General features: G+C 63.4%; 18 protein-coding genes and 1 pseudogene. 12 read left to right on the top strand and 7 right to left on the bottom strand.

Going from position 1 to position 17,223, the window contains the following annotated elements; genetic code table 11:
- Position 1: 1 nt before the first annotated feature.
- From IVA96_RS02155 to IVA96_RS02130, 6 genes are all read left to right on the top strand, one after another.
- Positions 2-409: a ribulose bisphosphate carboxylase small subunit gene (locus IVA96_RS02155; protein ID WP_247279132.1), complete on the top strand. Its 408-nt coding sequence runs from the start codon at positions 2-4 to the stop codon at positions 407-409.
- Between the two features lie 98 nt (positions 410-507).
- Entirely contained in the window at positions 508-1,437 is a 930-nt protein-coding gene (cbbX, locus tag IVA96_RS02150) for a CbbX protein (RefSeq protein WP_247279133.1), read from the top strand.
- Positions 1,434-2,171, top strand: a complete 738-nt coding sequence (rpe, locus tag IVA96_RS02145) for a ribulose-phosphate 3-epimerase (RefSeq protein ID WP_247415214.1) — start codon at positions 1,434-1,436, stop codon at positions 2,169-2,171. Before cbbX ends, rpe begins: the two co-directional genes overlap by 4 nt.
- Positions 2,172-2,385: 214 nt before the next feature.
- Positions 2,386-2,598, top strand: coding sequence for a hypothetical protein (locus IVA96_RS02140; protein ID WP_247415212.1), 213 nt, complete (start codon positions 2,386-2,388; stop codon positions 2,596-2,598).
- A gap of 255 nt (positions 2,599-2,853) precedes the next feature.
- On the top strand, positions 2,854-4,395 hold the full coding sequence (locus IVA96_RS02135) for a Do family serine endopeptidase (protein WP_247415210.1): 1,542 nt from the start codon (positions 2,854-2,856) through the stop codon (positions 4,393-4,395).
- Between the two features lie 277 nt (positions 4,396-4,672).
- A complete protein-coding gene (locus tag IVA96_RS02130) occupies positions 4,673-5,035 on the top strand; it encodes a hypothetical protein (RefSeq protein ID WP_247279137.1) in 363 nt (120 codons plus the stop codon).
- A gap of 6 nt (positions 5,036-5,041) precedes the next feature.
- Here IVA96_RS02130 and IVA96_RS02125 read toward each other — a convergent pair whose 3' ends face one another.
- Entirely contained in the window at positions 5,042-5,371 is a 330-nt protein-coding gene (locus tag IVA96_RS02125) for a DUF6496 domain-containing protein (RefSeq protein ID WP_247415208.1), read from the bottom strand.
- A gap of 90 nt (positions 5,372-5,461) precedes the next feature.
- The gene (locus IVA96_RS02120) at positions 5,462-5,656 is read right to left on the bottom strand and encodes a DUF3072 domain-containing protein (protein ID WP_247279139.1); all 195 of its coding nucleotides are present in this window, start codon (positions 5,654-5,656) and stop codon (positions 5,462-5,464) included.
- A gap of 115 nt (positions 5,657-5,771) precedes the next feature.
- Between IVA96_RS02120 and IVA96_RS02115 the strand changes: the two genes are divergently transcribed.
- Entirely contained in the window at positions 5,772-5,993 is a 222-nt protein-coding gene (locus IVA96_RS02115) for a hypothetical protein (protein WP_247415206.1), read from the top strand.
- A gap of 410 nt (positions 5,994-6,403) precedes the next feature.
- Here IVA96_RS02115 and IVA96_RS02110 read toward each other — a convergent pair whose 3' ends face one another.
- Together IVA96_RS02110 and IVA96_RS35730 are read right to left on the bottom strand one after the other, a co-directional pair.
- A complete protein-coding gene (locus IVA96_RS02110) occupies positions 6,404-6,649 on the bottom strand; it encodes a hypothetical protein (protein ID WP_247279141.1) in 246 nt (81 codons plus the stop codon).
- Positions 6,650-6,744: 95 nt separating this feature from the next.
- Positions 6,745-7,001, bottom strand: a pseudogene (locus IVA96_RS35730) (hypothetical protein).
- 139 nt (positions 7,002-7,140) lie between these two features.
- Here IVA96_RS35730 and IVA96_RS02105 point away from each other — a divergent pair.
- The gene (locus IVA96_RS02105; protein WP_247279142.1) at positions 7,141-7,362 is read left to right on the top strand and encodes a hypothetical protein; all 222 of its coding nucleotides are present in this window, start codon (positions 7,141-7,143) and stop codon (positions 7,360-7,362) included.
- 92 nt (positions 7,363-7,454) lie between these two features.
- Here IVA96_RS02105 and IVA96_RS02100 read toward each other — a convergent pair whose 3' ends face one another.
- Both IVA96_RS02100 and IVA96_RS02095 read right to left on the bottom strand, forming a co-directional pair.
- A complete protein-coding gene (locus tag IVA96_RS02100; protein ID WP_247279143.1) occupies positions 7,455-8,942 on the bottom strand; it encodes an HWE histidine kinase domain-containing protein in 1,488 nt (495 codons plus the stop codon).
- Positions 8,943-8,955: 13 nt separating this feature from the next.
- Positions 8,956-15,252: a HAMP domain-containing protein gene (locus tag IVA96_RS02095; protein ID WP_247279144.1), complete on the bottom strand. Its 6,297-nt coding sequence runs from the start codon at positions 15,250-15,252 to the stop codon at positions 8,956-8,958.
- 282 nt (positions 15,253-15,534) lie between these two features.
- Between IVA96_RS02095 and IVA96_RS02090 the strand changes: the two genes are divergently transcribed.
- Complete coding sequence (locus tag IVA96_RS02090) at positions 15,535-15,828, top strand: hypothetical protein (protein WP_247415202.1); 294 nt, start codon at positions 15,535-15,537, stop codon at positions 15,826-15,828.
- Between the two features lie 7 nt (positions 15,829-15,835).
- On the opposite strand, the gene IVA96_RS02085 is transcribed toward IVA96_RS02090, so the two are convergent.
- Positions 15,836-16,348, bottom strand: coding sequence for a DUF4142 domain-containing protein (locus tag IVA96_RS02085; RefSeq protein WP_247279146.1), 513 nt, complete (start codon positions 16,346-16,348; stop codon positions 15,836-15,838).
- A 93-nt stretch (positions 16,349-16,441) separates the two neighbouring features.
- Between IVA96_RS02085 and IVA96_RS02080 the strand changes: the two genes are divergently transcribed.
- From IVA96_RS02080 to IVA96_RS02075, 3 genes are all read left to right on the top strand, one after another.
- Complete coding sequence (locus IVA96_RS02080; protein ID WP_247279147.1) at positions 16,442-16,636, top strand: hypothetical protein; 195 nt, start codon at positions 16,442-16,444, stop codon at positions 16,634-16,636.
- Positions 16,637-16,754: 118 nt separating this feature from the next.
- Entirely contained in the window at positions 16,755-16,886 is a 132-nt protein-coding gene (locus tag IVA96_RS35535; protein WP_256464595.1) for a hypothetical protein, read from the top strand.
- 79 nt (positions 16,887-16,965) lie between these two features.
- On the top strand, positions 16,966-17,169 hold the full coding sequence (locus tag IVA96_RS02075) for a hypothetical protein (protein ID WP_247279148.1): 204 nt from the start codon (positions 16,966-16,968) through the stop codon (positions 17,167-17,169).
- Positions 17,170-17,223 lie beyond the last annotated feature (54 nt).

The raw sequence follows: 17,223 nt of genomic DNA, 5'->3' as shown, positions 1-17,223 counted from the left end.
CATGAAACTGACCCAGGGCTGCTTCTCATACCTGCCCGATCTGACCGACGACCAGATCTACAGCCAGGTGCAGTACTGCCTCGCCAATGGCTGGGCGGTGAACATCGAGTTCACCGACGATCCGCATCCCCGCAACACCTATTGGGAGATGTGGGGCCTGCCGATGTTCGATCTCCAGGACGCCGCGGGCGTGATGATGGAGCTCGCCGAGTGCCGCAGAGTGTACGGCGACCGCTACATCCGCATCAGCGGTTTCGATTCCAGCCATGGCTGGGAATCGGTGCGCATCTCCTTCCTCGTCAACCGGCCAGCGCAGGAGGCGGAGTTCGAGCTGGTGCGGCACGAGGTCGGCGGCCGCGCGATCCGCTACACCACGGTACGAAAGCCAGCCGCGCAGGCGTCCGTGTAAGCCATTCCTCTCCGCGCGGAGCACTCCCTGCTCCGTTTCCTTGGCGGACCACTGCTTCGCCGCTCCCCTGCGGCGAAGCTCTTTTCTTCGAGGTGCCGATGCTTGATATTCCTCACGCAACAACCGAACAGAGCGAGACCAATTTCGATCTCCGGAAGGAAGCTGAAGCGGCCGGGATCACCGACACGCTGCAACAGCTCGAGCAGGAGCTGGTCGGATTGAAGCCGGTGAAGAACCGCGTGCGCCAGATCGCCTCGCTGCTTTTGATCGAACGTATCCGGCAGCGCGCGGGATTAGCCTCCGCGCCGCCGACGCTGCACATGTCGTTCACAGGCAATCCCGGCACCGGCAAGACCACGGTAGCGCTGCGCATGGCCAAGATCCTGCATGGCCTCGGCTTCGTGCGGCGCGGGCAGGTGATCTCGGTCACGCGCGACGATCTCGTCGGCCAGTATATCGGCCACACCGCTCCGAAGACCAAGGAGATATTGAAGAAGGCGATGGGCGGCGTGCTGTTCATCGACGAGGCCTATTATCTGCACCGGCCCGACAACGAGCGTGACTACGGCCAGGAGACGATCGAGATCCTGCTCCAGGTGATGGAGAATCAGCGCGAAGACCTGGTCGTGATCCTCGCCGGCTATGGCGAGCGGATGACGAGCTTCTTCGCCTCCAATCCCGGCTTCCGCTCGCGCATCGCGCACCACATCGAATTTCCAGACTATGCTGAAGCCGAGCTGCTCGTCATCGCCGAGCTGATGCTGAAGGAGCGCGGTTATCGCTTCTCGGCGGCCGCGCGCGAGGCGTTCGAAAAATACATCACGCTGCGCCGGACCCAGCCGTTCTTCTCCAACGCGCGGTCGATCCGCAACGCCGTCGACCGTATCCGCCTGCGGCAGGCCGATCGCCTGGTATCCGATCTCGACCGCATGCTCGACATCGCCGACCTCGAAACCATCGATCCCATCGACGTCCTGGCGAGCCGCGTCTTCAGCGGCGGCGCCGACGCGCGGAGTGCAAGGTCATGACGAGAGAGGTGATCGTTGCTCCTTCAATCCTGGCGGCGGATTTCGCGCGTCTCGGCGAGGAGATCGTGGCGATCGATGCGGCGGGGGCCGACTGGATCCATTGCGACGTCATGGACGGACACTTCGTGCCCAACATCAGCTTTGGCCCCGACGTCATCAAGGCGATCCGGCCGCTGACGAAGAAGGTCTTCGACGTGCATCTCATGATCGCGCCTGTTGATCCTTATCTCGAGGCGTTCGCGAAGGCCGGTGCGGACGTCATTACGGTGCACGCAGAAGCCGGCCCGCATCTGGACCGTTCGCTTCAGGCGATCCGGGCGCTCGGCAGGAAAGCCGGCGTGAGCCTGTGTCCGGCGACGGCGGAGAGTGTCATCGAATATGTGCTCGATCGTCTTGACCTCGTGCTGGTGATGACGGTCAATCCCGGCTTCGGCGGCCAGTCCTTCCTCGACTCCCAGTTGGCGAAGATCGCACGGATCAAGACCATGATCCGCAACCGGCCAATCCGGCTCGAGGTCGATGGCGGTGTCACGCGCGACAATGCTGCTGCGGTGGCCGCCGCGGGCGCCGATACGCTCGTGGCGGGTTCCGCGGTGTTTCGCGGCAAAGGCGCCGCGGAATACGCGGCCAATATTGCGGCCATTCGCGCCGCCGCCGACGCCAGCCTGCTTCCAAAGCCGCAAGATAGGTCTGCGCAGCGGATGCGCGTAAGCGATGGAGGCCCTGTCCGGTAGACTACGTCATCGATCGCCGCCTCTACGCCTGGCCCTTGGCGGGCGGGGAGAATTCAGCGTGCGAATCCGCGCCGACTGGAACTTTGGCTCCCCTCCGCATTTGCTAGAACTAACCGAGGCTGGCGCGCGGCGGGCGCAGCAAAACTTTTGCATGACCGCCATCGGCCTGACGCAAATCGAGGCAATAAGCCCTGTGAATGCGAGGGAGGGTCTCATGGAGAACGTACGTCGCTACCGGGCGCTCGCGTCCCTCTGTCGTCAGCAGGCAGCCTACAGGCCGCTCCAGAACTGGGAGCTTCTCGGCCAGGCCGAACATTTCGAATATCTCGCGGAAGTCGAGCTCAAGGCGCATTTCGACGCGTGCAATGCACAAGGCGGCGAGGACGCCCCTGAAGCCGTGGCTTGGAAGCCACCTGCCGCAGCGTGACAGCCGCGGGCCGGCCCGGCTCAATGTCGGCGCGGGCGACCGGCAGGCCGGCTGTGCGGGTCGAGAGCCGGCAGACATGTCCTGCCAGATCGGTCGCTGAAGCTTCGCGCAGGCAGCATCGTCTTCGTTGATCGTCTTGCCCGCTGGCCGGTCCCCAAATCTTTGCCAAGATTTAATCGCGTGGACGGGACGCCGTAAGGTGGCAACGACCATGTTGGGCGCAAGGCGACAGCTGCTCAACATGGACATCTCGACATGAACGATCGCGTCAATTCCGACATCCCCACCTCCCGCAAGATCTTGAGGACGCGCAGGCTCGCGCCGCTCGGCAGCGTAGCCGCGCTTGGCGTGGCCGTGCTGGCGGCTGCTCCCGGCGCTTTGCCGTTCGCGATGACCTCCTTCGTCGCGCCGGCCCAAGCCGCCGAAACGGCTGCGACCCCGCCGGGCTTCGGCGATCTCGTGGCCAAGGTCAAACCCGCCGTCATCTCGGTGCGGGTCAGAATTGACCAGAGCAACGACAAGAGCGCGATGCTGCAACAGAACCGGATGGATTCGGACGAAGGCTCGCCGCTCGACCAGTTCTCGCGACAGTTCGGTTTCCGCTTTCCGGGTGGCATGAACGGCATGCCGCGTCAGCGCCGCCAAATGATCACGGGCGAAGGCTCCGGCTTCTTCATCTCCGCCGACGGTTATGCCGTAACCAACAACCACGTTGTCGATCACGCTGAGTCCGTGCAGGTGACCATGGACGACGGCACGACCTACGCCGCGAAGGTCGTCGGCACAGATCCGAAGACCGATCTCGCGCTGATCAAGGTCGACGGCAAGAAAGATTTTCCGTTCGTCAAATTCTCCGACCAGAAGCCGCGCATCGGCGATTGGGTCGTCGCGGTCGGCAATCCCTTCGGCCTTGGCGGCACCGTCACCGCGGGTATCGTCTCGGCCAGCGGCCGCGACATCGGCAATGGTCCCTATGACGACTTCATCCAGATCGACGCGCCGATCAACAAGGGCAATTCGGGCGGTCCGGCTTTCGATATGAGCGGCAATGTGATCGGCGTGAACACCGCGATCTTCTCGCCCTCAGGCGGCTCGGTCGGTATCGGCTTCGATATTCCGGCTACGACTGCAAAACTCGTGGTGGCGCAATTGAAGGACAAGGGCGCAGTTACCCGCGGCTGGCTCGGCGTGCAGGTGCAGCCGGTGACGTCGGATATTGCCGACAGCGTTGGCCTCAAGGAGGCGCGCGGCGCGATCGTCGACAATCCGCAACCCGACAGCCCGGCGGCGAAGGCCGGCATCGAGGCGGGCGACGTTATCACCGCGGTCAACGGCACGGCGGTCAAGGATTCCCGCGATCTCGCCCGCACCATCGCCACCCTGGCGCCCGGCAGCTCAATCAAGCTCGACATCTTCCACAAGGGCGAAAGCAAGACGGTGACGCTGGCGCTTGGCGAGTTGCCGAACGAACGGCAGGCGCAGGGCAAGGCCTATGACGGCAAGGTGCAGCCGGGCACCGGCACGCCGCGCCTTGGGCTTGGTCTGGCTCCGGCCGGCGATGTGCAGGGCGCCGGCCGGGAGGGTGTCGTCGTCACGGAGGTTGATCCGGAGGGGCCGGCCGCGCAGCGCGGCATTCAGACCGGAGACGTCATCCTCAATGTCGGTGGCAAGGCTATCAGCAATGTCGCCGAAGTCCGTTCGGAGCTGGCGCAGGCCAAATCGTCCGGCAAGCGCAGCGTGCTGTTGCAGGTCAGAAGTGCGGATGCCACCCGATTCGTCGCGGTGCCGCTCGCGTAAGGCTGACTCCGATCAATACAAATCCAGAAAGGCGGCCTTCCGGCCGCCTTTCGCATTCGCACTCAAGATCCCACACGAGGCCACCGATAACATTCTCGTTAACGGCAGGGAGGGTGACCCGGTTCGTCCGAAAAAGCCGTGTTCGGCCATCAGACTTTCTGGCCGCGCATCTGCTCGGCGGCAATGAAGCCGTGGGGTCGGTTCGCGAGTGTGGAACTTCGAACCCCCTGACCGCTTTGTGGAACTGGCCGGTGGTTCGCATTTGATCGGTGCCGACATGGATCGATTGAAGCTCTCACTGATAAGTACGCTGCTCGTCGCGTGGTTCATCCTGCCGGCAGAAAACGCGCTCGGGCGCGACGATGGCCGCTATGCGAACTCGCCCCTGAAGCCATGGTTCGACAGCCTGCGCAGCCACCTCGGTCCGTGCTGCTCGGATGCGGACGGCTTTGCCGTCTCCGATCCCGATTGGGAATCGCACAACGGGCATTACCGTGTTCGGCTGGACGGGCAATGGGTCGAGGTGCCGGATGAAGCCGTCATCACCGAGCCGAACCGCGCCGGCCGCACCATGGTGTGGCCGGTGAAGACTGCGTTCGGAATTTCGATCCGCTGCTTCATGCCGGGCAGCATGATCTGACCGAGGTCAGCGTGACCGCTTGGTGGATTTGCGCTTTGACGATGCCCTGGACGATTTCTTGGAAGATTTCTTGGAAGTTTTCTTGGCAGATTTCTTGGAAGTTTTCTTGGCAGATTTCTTGGACGTCTTCCGCTTGGAGGCTTTCTTCGGGACTTTCTTGCCCTTCTTGCGTGCCTTTGACAGTCCGATCGCAATCGCCTGCTTGCGGCTCTTCACGCGTCCGCCGCGACCGCCACGTCCACTCTTCGCGGTACCTTTCTTGTAACGCCGCATCTCGCTTTCGACATCGCTGCCGGAGCTGCGCGAGTAGCGGCGCTTCTTTGCCTTACGTGCCATGCCTTTTCTCCCTTGGCCGAGGAAGAACCGTTCGACACCGGCATGGTTCCGAACAGCACGCGTGCAATGTTCCCGGCGGTCAAGGCAGCCCTAGAACGAATTCGCCAGTTCGATCTCGGCCTCCAGCACCTGGATGCGCCGCGCAGCCTCGGCGAAGGACAGATCCCGCGCATATTGTGCCGGCTGATACGCCTCTTCGCTCAGCCGCTTCAATCTCAGTCCCTGCGCCCGTGTCATCTGCTCGCTAAGGAAAACCCTGGCGTCGTATTTGGCCTGAACCTGCATGTCGCTCCTCCGGTTTGAAAACATGACTTGACTATATGTTCTTATTTTGTTCTAACAAGCCATGGACAACAGAATTAACGAAATTCGGCGTAAAATCAGCGCCTTGAGGCTGGAAATGGCCGAGGTCGAGGCGTCTGTGCGCGATCTCGTCAACGGCGATTGCGACTGCACCGAACGAGCTCTGGCGCAGATCGATCTGCGCCGGAAAATCAACCTGCTGATCGATGAATGGAAGGCGGCTGGGGGCGGTGACGTCCTGCCTGACGTCCGCGGCCAGATGCGTCTTCGCTCCGTGAAGAATGTCGACAAGGCGGCGCGCCTGTTGGCTGGCCACTAAGCGTGCGCGCAAGCGACATGCTGCCGATTGTCGATGCCCTCGGACACCTAACGGGCCGCGCTGTGCGGGCGGTGCCGGACGAGATCTGCGACAACGTTCCTCGTCCGCCGTGATGACGTGCCGGCGCGCGTCCGCGATGCTGCGAGGCCTTGTGCGGCGATCGCTATGCCTGGAGGAGGTGAAGCGGGCCGGCGGGCGATACGCTGGTCAGCGCGCCGAGCATGTGGCGCTAAAGTAGCAAAGTGTCTAGCGGTTTTCCGAAAAGATCATGCTCAAACAACAACCTGAAGCGCAATGACGATTCATCCATCTCATTGCGCTTTATGGCGCGAGGGTCTGGATGAACCGTCATCGTGCTTTGGTGAAGGGCCCCGCGCTGAACACGGGACTCTCACGTTACCGCGCAGAGTTCACTTGGTGTTGCTCATGCCGCCCTTGTTGTTCGTCATGGTGCCGCCCTGGTCGGAGCCGGGGCCAGAGCCGCCTTGACCGGAGGGATCGGCACCTTTGGAGGACTTGGTGTTCGCGCCCGTGGTCTGCGATGATGACATCGAGGACCCATGTTTGGCCTTGTGCGACTTCGCCTCCGCGGCGAACGGCGCGGCAGCGAGGCCAGTTGCCAACATTGCGGCGAGGGCGAGCTTGACTGTCTTCATATGGAGGAACTCCCTGGGTTAAATTGACGCAGGCGGCCAACTGCCGTTCCTCGCAGGAGTTCCCCAACAAAGCTTCTCCACGCGTCACGCGCGCTTCAAGATTGCTTGTTCTCTTCCAGGATGAACACGATGCCGGTGAGCGTCGCGCCGATCGCGAAGGTCGTCCCAGTGCGAGAGCGAACACAAGAGCGGCTTGGCTTCCGCCATGACTCAGCAGATTGGCGACGGCTGGATTGGAAAGAATGAGTGTGAGGCTGAAGGCGAGGCCGAGGGCTGCACCCATCATCGCATGTGTCATCAGCTTGATGAGGCCGGTGGGAGAGACCAGGCCCGACGACTTCTTCGCGCGCATGGAACCATGTCCCGATCTGGCACCCAAACGCGCGCGATAGTCATTAGTTCCATCTGGATGAAGGAATTTTCATCGCCAGCTTCATCCGACGTTCATGCCCGGCTTGCGAACATGAGGCCATCAACACGGGACATTTGATATGGGCAAGGTAGTCTTTCTGTACCGCTCGCTGGCCTATCGCAACGCGGCCGCAGACATCTTGCGCAAGGCGCGCAAGCTCCCGCGCGGCGCGGAGCGAAGCGCGGCCCGGCGCTACGCGAAGGCGTTGCGTGATCTCGCTCGAACGGAAGCTTGGCTCGAAGGACGCATCGCGCGCGACCCAAGGACGGAGCAGCGCATGACGAACACGGCGTCCGGCTAAAGCTCTCCCTTCCGATTGAAACGGAAGCTCTCGATTCTTGGCTTGACGCGCTTTCTTGACGCGAACCGGTTACCGCTTGGCTGGAAAACGCTCTAACCGGATGCGCGCTGCAACTCGGCCGCGGCGGCGGCATCAAATTTGCTGGGTGCTATCGTGGCCGGCTTGCGTGTCAACGGTACCTCGAGGCGGCACAACAGCCCCTCAGCGCGCCAATCGAATTTCGCCCGTCCGCCGAGCTGGGACTCGACGCTCGCGAGCAGGCTTCGCGTTCCGAAGCCTCGGGATTTCGGCGTCCTGACGAGCGGGCCGCCGGATTCCTCCCAGGTCAGCGTGAGGAGTTCGTCTTCGACCTGCCACCCGATCATGAGCCGCCCGGATCGTGTCGAAAGCGCGCCATATTTTGCCGAGTTGGTGAAAAGCTCGTGCAGAGCGAGCGCCAGTGTCTGGGCAGTCGTCGGCAGCAATTGAACCTCGGGGCCCGCCAACCTGATCTGGCCACTCGGCGAATAGGGTGCCAGCTCCTCGTCGATCAGCTTGGAGAGCTCGGCTCCCTGCCAGCTCGACAGCGACAGGATGGTGTGCACGCGCGCGAGCGCATTGATGCGTCCCTCGACGGCATTGACATAGGCCTTGACCTCGTCGGCACGGGTGAGGCGCACGATCGATTGCGCCAATGCCAGCGCATTCTTGGCGCGATGATCGACTTCCCGCGCGAGAAGGTTCTGCTGCTCTTCGGCGCGCTTGCGTTCGGTGATGTCCACCGTAACGCCGCTCACCCGCACCACGCGGCTGCTATGGTCTACCGTTGCGGCCGCCGTGCCGACGCACCAGCGTACCTCGCCATCGGGCCGCACAATGCGGAACTCCGTTTCATAGGAGCGCGTGCCGCTGTTGAACTCGGCGATTGCCTTGCGCAACTGATCGACGTCATCGGGATGCAACAGCGCCTGAACGTTGGCCGGGTTGACCTCGAAGCTCTCCGGGCTGACCCCAAAGATGCGATATTGTCCCTCGTCCCACATCCAGTCGCCGGTGATCCAGTCCCAATCCCAAGAGCCCATCTTGCCGGCGGCGATTGCCATGCTGCGCCGCTGCTCGCTCTCGCGAAGCTTGGCGGTGGAATTCTCCAGCTCGGCGGTGCGCGCGCGGACGCGGTCCTCGAGCTCCTGATTCAGTCGTTCGAGCTCGCGGGTCTTGCGATAGAGTTCGGCGAACACCTTGATCTTGGCGCGCAGCACCTCCGGCACGACAGGCACCGGAACGTAGTCGACGGCGCCCATCTCGTAGCCCCGCAGCCGGTCGATGTCGCTCACCTGAATGGCAGAGATGAAGATCATCGCGGTCTTCTGGAAGCGCGGATGCTCGCGGATCATCGCGGCGAGCTCGAAGCCGTCGAGCTCGGGCATGCAGACGTCGACTAGGATGACCGCGATCTCGGTCTTGAGCAGAACCTCCAGCGCCTCGCGGCCGGACGAGGCGATCACGAGGTTCTCGCCGAGATCCTTCAGGATCACCTCATAGGCGAGCAGCTTGGCCGGCTGGTCGTCGACGAGCAGGATGTTGACCTTTTCGTGGTCCATTCGCGGATCCAACTCAGCGGTGCAGCCACATGCGGATCGCAAGCAGCAATTGATCGGTGTTGACGGGTTTGGCGAGATAGTCGGACGCGCCGGCCTCCAGGCATTTCTCACGATCACCCTTCATCGCTTTGGCGGTCAGCGCGATGATCGGCAATCGCGCGAAGGCCGGGTTCTCGCGGATCACACCCATGGTCTGATAGCCATCCATCTGCGGCATCATGATGTCCATCAGCACGATGGCGATTTCCGGATTGGATTCGACCAGCGCGACCGCCTCGCTGCCGGTCGTGGCCGTCAACACCTTCATGCCGCGCCGTTCCAACACGCTCGACAGCGCGAAGATGTTACGGGCATCGTCGTCGACGAGCAGGGCCGTCTTGCCGATCAGGTCCTCGTCGGAACTGTTCAGCTTCTCCAGCATGCGCTGCTTCTCGACCGGTAGTTCCGTGATGACACGGTGCAGGAACAGCGCGGTCTCGTCGAGCAGGCGCTCCGGCGATTCCACGCCCTTGACCACGATGCTGCGCGCCATGGTGTGGAGTTCTGCATCCTCCTCCGCCGAGAGCTCGCGGCCGGTGAACACCACGACCGGAATGTTCGACAGCGCCTCGTCATTGCGGATCTCGTCGAGCACCTCGAAGCCGCTCATGTCCGGCAGCCGCAGGTCGAGCACCACGCAATCGCAAGGCTGCTCGCGCAGCGTCGAGAGCGCGCCGGCACCGGTGTCGGTAACCACGATCTCGATGTCGTCGTGGTGCAGCAGCTCGCGGATCGAGAGTTGTTCGGCCTCGTTGTCCTCGACGATCAGGAGTCGCTTGCGCCGCGGCCGCGCATATTCCTTGATCTGCGTCAGCGCGGCGGAGACGCCTTCCGTCGTCGTCGGCTTGTTGACGAAGGAGAAGGCCCCCCGCGCCAGCGCGTGCTGGCGGTCCTCGTCGAGCGTGATGATCTGGACGGGAATGTGGCGGGTCAGCGGATTGTGCTTGAGCTGGCTCAGCACCGTCCAGCCCAGCACGTCGGGCAGGAACACGTCGAGGGAGACGGCCGTCGGCTGGTACTGTTTGGCGAGCTCCAGCGCTTCGGCACCGCGGGCCGCAACCAGGACCTTGAAGCCCTTGTCGCGGGCGAGATCGACCAGCACGCGCGCATAGTGCGGATCGTCCTCCACAATCAGGAGGATGGTGTCGCCCGGCTCGATGTTGAGGCGGTCGTCGGGAAGCTGCTCGATGACGCGCTGCTGGTCAGGCGCGGCCGGCTGTAGCGCCGGCGGCTGGGTGTGTTGCTGTGGCGCGGGCGCAGCACGCGGTGCGAGCGTCGGGCCGGAATATTTCAACGGCAGATAAATCGTGAAGGACGAGCCCTTGCCCGGCGAACTGCGCAGGTGGATTTCGCCGCCCAGTAGGCTTGCGAGCTCGCGGCTGATCGCAAGCCCGAGGCCCGTGCCGCCATATTTGCGGCTGGTGCCGGCGTCAGCTTGTTGGAACGCTTCGAAGATCAGTTTCTGCTTCTCCAGGGGAATGCCGATGCCGGTATCGGACACCTCGAACGCGATCACGGCTGGTGCGGAGTTCAGTACCGGATGATCCGTCCCCCAGCCGCCGACCGCGCTGGCGACCTTCAGGCGCACCTCGCCTTCGGCGGTGAACTTGAAGGCATTGGAGAGCAGGTTCTTCAGCACCTGTTGCAGGCGCTTGGAGTCGGTGACGATGCTGCGGGGCAGGTTCGGATCGATGTCGATCTTGAACGACAGATTGCGGTTTTCCGCCTCGTGCCGGAACGGCCGGCCCACGGTCTCGAGCAGATTCGCGGTCAGGATTTCCTCGGCGTCGACCGTGACCGTGCCGGACTCGATTTTGGACAGATCGAGAATGTCGCTGATGAGATTGAGCAGGTCGGTGCCGGCGCCGTGGATGGTGCGGGCGAATTCGACCTGCTTGGCCGAGAGGTTGCCGTCCGGATTGTCGGTGAGCTGCTGTCCGAGGATCAGGATCGAGTTCAGCGGCGTGCGCAGCTCGTGGCTCATATTGGCCAGGAATTCGGACTTGTACTTCGAAGTTAGCGCGAGCTCGGTCGCCTTTTCCTCCAGCGCGCGGCGGGCCTGCTCGATCTCCTGGTTCTTGCGCTCGACCTCGACGTTGCGCTCGGCGAGCTGCTGCGCCTTCTGTTCGAGCTGGTCGTTGGTTTGCTGCAATTCGCGCTGCTGCGTCTGCAGCTCGCCGGCGAGCTGCTGCGACTGCTTGAGCAGGCCTTCGGTCTGCATCGTCGCCTCGATCGAGTTGAGCACGATGCCGATGGAGTCGGTGAGCTGCTCCAGGAACGTCATCTGCGATGTCGTGAACGATGTCAGCGAAGCAAGTTCGATCACGGCCTTGACCTGGCTCTCGAACAGCACCGGCAGCACCACCAGGTTCTTCGGCGCGACACGAAGCAGCGCCGAGTTGATCGGCACCACGTCAGGCGGAATGTCGGCGACCACGCGCGGCCGCTTGTCGAGGGCGCACTGGCCGATCAGGCCTTCGCCGAACTGAAGCACGCGCTGATAGGGATAGATGCCGTCGCTGGCGTAAGAAGCGAGCAGCAGGAGCTGCGGATCGTTCTCGTTCTCGACCTGGTAGATCACGCCGGTATGGGCGTTCACCAGTGGCGACAATTCGGTGAGCAGCAGCCGGCCGACGGTGGTGAGGTCACGCTGGCCCTGGAGCATGTTGGTGAATTTCGCGAGGTTGGTCTTCAGCCAGTCCTGCTCGGTGTTCACGTCCGTCGTCAGACGGAGATTCGTGATCATCGTGTTGATGTTGTCTTTCAGCTCAGCGACTTCGCCGCGGGCGTCGACCTGGATCGAGCGCGTCAGGTCGCCTTTGGTCACGGCAGTCGCGACTTCCGCGATCGCGCGCACCTGTGAGGTCAGGTTGGCCGCGAGCAGGTTGACGTTGCCGGTCAGGTCCTTCCAAGTGCCGGCGGCGCCGGGCACGTTGGCCTGGCCGCCGAGGCGGCCCTCGACGCCGACCTCGCGCGCCACCGACGTCACCTGATCGGCGAAGGTAGCAAGCGTCTCGGTCATGTTGTTGATGGTGTCGGCGAGCGCCGCGACCTCGCCCTTCGATTTCACGGTGAGGTTCTGCTTCAGATCGCCGTTGGCGACGGCTGTGACGACCTTGACGATGCCGCGGACCTGTTCGGTCAGGTTTGCCGCCATGAAGTTCACCGTGTCGGTGAGATCCTTCCAGGTGCCGGCGACGCCGGGCACCTGCGCCTGTCCGCCGAGCTTGCCTTCGGTGCCGACCTCGCGCGCCACGCGCGTGACTTCGCCGGCGAAGGCATTGAGCTGGTCCACCATGGTGTTGATGGTGTTCTTCAGCTCGAGGATTTCGCCCTTCACGTCGACCGTGATCTTGCGCGAGAGGTCGCCGCGCGCGACCGCCGTGGTGACTTCGGCGATGTTGCGGACTTGCGTGGTGAGGTTCGCGGCGAGCAGGTTGACGTTGTCGGTGAGGTCCTTCCAGGTGCCGCCGACGCCGGGCACGACGGCCTGACCGCCGAGCCGGCCTTCGGTGCCGACCTCGCGCGCCACGCGCGTGACTTCGGCGGCGAAGGAGCGGAGCTGCTCGACCATGGTATTCAGCGTGTCCTTCAAGAGAAGGATTTCGCCGCGCACATCCACCGTGATCTTCTTCGAGAGGTCGCCGCCGGCGATCGCGGTCGCGACCTCGGCGATGTTGCGGACCTGGGCCGTCAGGTTGGAGGCCATGAAGTTGACGTTGTCGGTGAGGTCCTTCCAGGTGCCGGCGACGCCGGGCACTTCGGCCTGACCGCCGAGCTTGCCTTCGGTGCCGACCTCGCGCGCCACGCGCGTGACCTCGCCCGCAAAGCCATTGAGCTGGTCCACCATGGTATTGATGGTGTTCTTCAGCTCGAGGATTTCGCCCTTCACGTCCACCGTGATCTTGCGCGACAAGTCGCCTCGCGCCACGGCGGTGGTGACTTCGGCGATGTTGCGGACCTGGGCCGTGAGGTTGCCCGCCATCGAGTTCACGCTGTCGGTGAGGTCCTTCCAGGTGCCGGCGACGCCGGGCACGTTGGCTTGACCACCCAGGCGGCCTTCGGTGCCGACCTCGCGCGCCACGCGCGTCACCTCGCCCGCGAAGCGGTTGAGCTGGTCGACCATCGTGTTCAGGGTGTCCTTGAGCTGTAGGATCTCGCCGCGCACGTCCACGGTGATCTTGCGCGAGAGATCGCCGCCGGCGATCGCGGTCGCGACTTCGGCGATGTTGCGCACCTGGGCGGTCAAATTGCCCGCCATCGAGTTCACGGAATCGGTCAGATCCTTCCAGGTGCCGGCGACGCCGGGCACGCCGGCCTGGCCGCCGAGCTTGCCGTCGGTGCCGACCTCGCGGGCGACGCGCGTCACTTCGCCGGCGAAGGCGTTGAGCTGGTCCACCATGGTGTTGAGCGTTTCCTTCAGCTGAAGGATTTCGCCCGATACGTTCACGGTGATCTTCTTCGACAAATCGCCCTTCGCCACCGCGGTCGCGACTTCGGCGATGTTGCGGACCTGTCCGGTCAGGTTCGAGGCCATCGAATTGACGCTATCGGTGAGGTCTTTCCAGGTGCCGCCGACGCCGCGCACGACGGCCTGGCCGCCGAGCTTGCCTTCGGTGCCGACCTCGCGCGCCACGCGCGTCACCTCACCGGCGAAGGCGTTGAGCTGGTCCACCATGGTGTTGATGGTGTCCTTCAGCTCCAGGATCTCGCCGCGCACGTCCACGGTGATCTTCTTCGACAGGTCGCCGCCGGCGACCGCCGTTGTCACCTCCGCGATGTTGCGGACCTGCGCAGTCAGGTTCGAGGCCATCGAGTTGACGCTCTCGGTCAGGTCCTTCCAGGTGCCGGCGACGCCGAGCACGTTGGCCTGACCGCCGAGCCGCCCTTCGGTGCCGACCTCGCGGGCGACGCGCGTCACTTCGCCGGCGAAGGCGTTGAGCTGATCGACCATCGTGTTGAGCGTCTCCTTCAGCTGAAGGATCTCGCCCGAGACGTTGACGGTGATCTTCTTCGACAGATCGCCGCTCGCGATCGCGGTGGCGACATCGGCGATGTTGCGGACCTGTGCGGTCAGGTTCGACGCCATGAAGTTGACGTTGTCGGTGAGGTCCTTCCAGGTGCCGGCGACGCCGGGCACCTGGGCCTGGCCGCCGAGCTTGCCTTCGGTACCGACCTCGCGTGCGACGCGTGTCACTTCGGAGGCGAACGAATTGAGCTGGTCCACCATGGTGTTGATGGTGTCTTTCAGCTCCAGGATCTCGCCGCGCACATCCACGGTGATCTTGCGCGACAGGTCGCCGCGCGCCACGGCAGTCGTCACGTTGGCGATGTTGCGCACCTGGGCGGTCAGATTACCGCACATCGCGTTGACGCTATCGGTGAGGTCCTTCCAGGTGCCGGCGACGCCGGGCACGATCGCCTGGCCGCCGAGCTTGCCGTCGGTGCCGACCTCGCGCGCCACGCGCGTCACTTCGGAGGCGAAGGAGCGGAGCTGATCCACCATCGTGTTGATGGCTTCCTTGAGCTGGAGGATTTCGCCGCGGACGTCGACGGTGATCTTCTTCGACAGGTCGCCATTGGCGACCGCGATCGTCACCTCGGCGATGTTGCGAACCTGGTTGGTCAGGTTGTTCGCCATCGAGTTGACGCTCTCGGTGAGGTCCTTCCAGACGCCGGTCACCTCGGGCACCTGAGCCTGGCCGCCGAGCTTGCCTTCGGTGCCGACCTCGCGCGCCACGCGCGTCACCTCGGAGGTGAACACGCCGAGCTGCTTGATCATGGTGTTAACGATGGTCGCCGACTGCAAGAACTCGCCGCGCAGGGGGCGGCCGTCGACGTCGAGCTTGACGGTCTGGAGCAGATCGCCTTGCGCCACCGCCGCGACTGCACGCGTCACCTCACGGGTCGGCCACAACAGGTCATCGATCAGCGTGTTGACGGACCCTTCCATGTCGGCCCAAGAGCCAGATGCGAGGCCGAATTTCACGCGCTGGCGGGTCTTGCCCTCGCGGCCGACCACCTGGCCGACCAGCTCGAGCTGCTGCGCCATGCGCTGATTGGCGGCGATGATTTCGTTAAAGGTGTCGGCGATCTTACCGTCGATGCCGAGATAATCGCCGCTCATCCGCACGGAGAAATCGCCGCTGCGCATTGCCTGCAAAGCGAGCAGCAATTCCGCCCGGGAATCCGGATCCGACGTACCGTTGGTCTTTGGCTTTGGGACGCGACGACCGGAGCGTGATGCAGTTCCGGGATCGAGGTCGCTCATACTGATTCCCCCGCAGGCGCCGGCCGAATCTATGGCAAGACGCGTTTGGTCAAAATAGAGCGTCAGCCAAATTCGAAATCAAGCGCCAAGGTTGCGGCGCACCGAAAATGGAACCTGCTTTGCTCAGCCCAATAGCATTAACTGCGAACAGTCGGATCGGTTCCACGAAAATTCCGAGAATTCGGCCCTCGGCGGACACCATGGATTAGCGCCTCGCGCACCACGCCTTTCGGAACGGAGCGGCACCCCTGCGGTTAGCCCGCAAAGATAGGGAGAGCGCAGATGAAAGCTGGATTGGCCGTGGTGGTCGTCATGTTGCTTGCCGGATCGGCCTTCGCCCAGCGCGGGGCGCCCAGCGGCCGAGGGGCCGTGACGGGCGATCCCGCCGCCAGCTCGGCCACGCCTCAGGCGGATACGCCGACCACGGGGACGGCGACCCGATCCAACCCGAGCGGGAGCGGCACGTCCACCTCGGGCGGCAGGGATGACAATGGCGATGCGGGCCGGGACAGGATGCCGGAGAGCAACCGGACTGTGCGGCCGGAGAGTCAGCAACATCATCCGAACGACAAATAAAAGACGGCTACTTGTCCGCCATAGTGCGCTCGGCCGCCTTGACCTGCGCACGCAGCGTCGGGAGCTGCTCGCGCGCCAGCGCTGCAAGCGCAGGATTGTCGGGCGCCTTCAGATAGCGTTCGAGCAGGTTGATGGCCGCTTCATATTCGGGAATCTGCGAGGCATAAAAGCTTCGGACGTAAGTTGGTCCGTCCGAAGTTTCGGGTTCGACGAGGCTCGCGCTCGCCGAGGCGGTCTTGCTGACGCGCGGCTCCGCACCGATGGTCTCTTGGATCTGTTTCAGCGCCTTGTCGCGCTTGGCCGCTTCTTCGGCGCGTAGCGCGGCAAGGTTCTTGACCTCCGTGTTGCCCTTCAGGTCGGTGCTCTCAAGCAGACCCTGCTGGAAGCGGCTGAAGGCGTAGAGGCCGCTGATGACGTCGATTGCGCTCGGCGTGGGCTCACCAAGCTGTCGCTCGCCAGTGCTATCGGCAGGCGCTGCGGTGCTGACGCACACCAGGACTATCGCGACGAGAACTCGCATCGATATCAATGACGGATGACGTGCGAAGTTCCCCGAACGTTACGATCCGGTAAGGGCATTGCGACCCGAGAGTTCCGCCCCCACGTCTTCGGTATGAAACAGTCTGACATTTTCAGGGACAACGCCGACAATTGTCTTCAGCTCGCCGAGCGCGCGGAAGGGCAACCCGCTTATAAGCGCTATTCGCGCATGGCGGATGCCTGGACTGCACTTGCGAGGGAGCAGGATTGGCTCGATGGAGAAATCCCGCCCGTGAGGGTCCATATCCCTCAAAAGCTGGATAGGTAGACGCTCTCGTCCTGGTGAAGCCGCGTGTGAGACCGCGCACGGAATGCAAGAGACCAATCCAGGATCATCCGTGAGTAGTCGATCGCGTTGCTTTTCGATTCCAGAAGGAGGTTTCGCAATGGCTCCACGTCTGGTTCTTCTTTCACTGATTCTCGCTTTTGGCGTTTCGGTCGCCTTCGCGACGGTCACGACCGTGCGGCAGGTGCATCTGGAAAATGCATCGGCTGCGGTCCACTCGGCGCGCAGTTAGCGTCGGGGGCTCCCGCCCGGAACAATCGACGTGCCCGCGCGTAACCGCTGCGAAACATCAAGAGAGGCGAGAGCAGATCATGGCCCATTCCGACCACGGAATCGTCAAGGACAAGCGGGCGGAGGAGCAGCCGCGTGACAAGCAGCGTGCGCAATCCGTGCACAAGAGCGATCCCAAAGGCTCACCGTCGCGGGAAGCGACACGCGATCCCAAGCTGAACGACAATGGCAAAACACCGGGCGCCGGCGCGATGCCTGACGATTCAGGAGATGCAACAGGCTAGTTCTCGGGAGGAACGAATCTCCGCGGGAAGAGTCGACGGATTGCTTCCGGTTGT

It is taken from the genome of Bradyrhizobium sp. 159 (genome assembly GCF_023073795.1).
Taxonomy (GTDB): domain Bacteria; phylum Pseudomonadota; class Alphaproteobacteria; order Rhizobiales; family Xanthobacteraceae; genus Bradyrhizobium.
The sequence above is the reverse complement of the archived record's forward strand: the minus strand, read 5'-3'. Positions and strand labels throughout refer to the sequence as shown.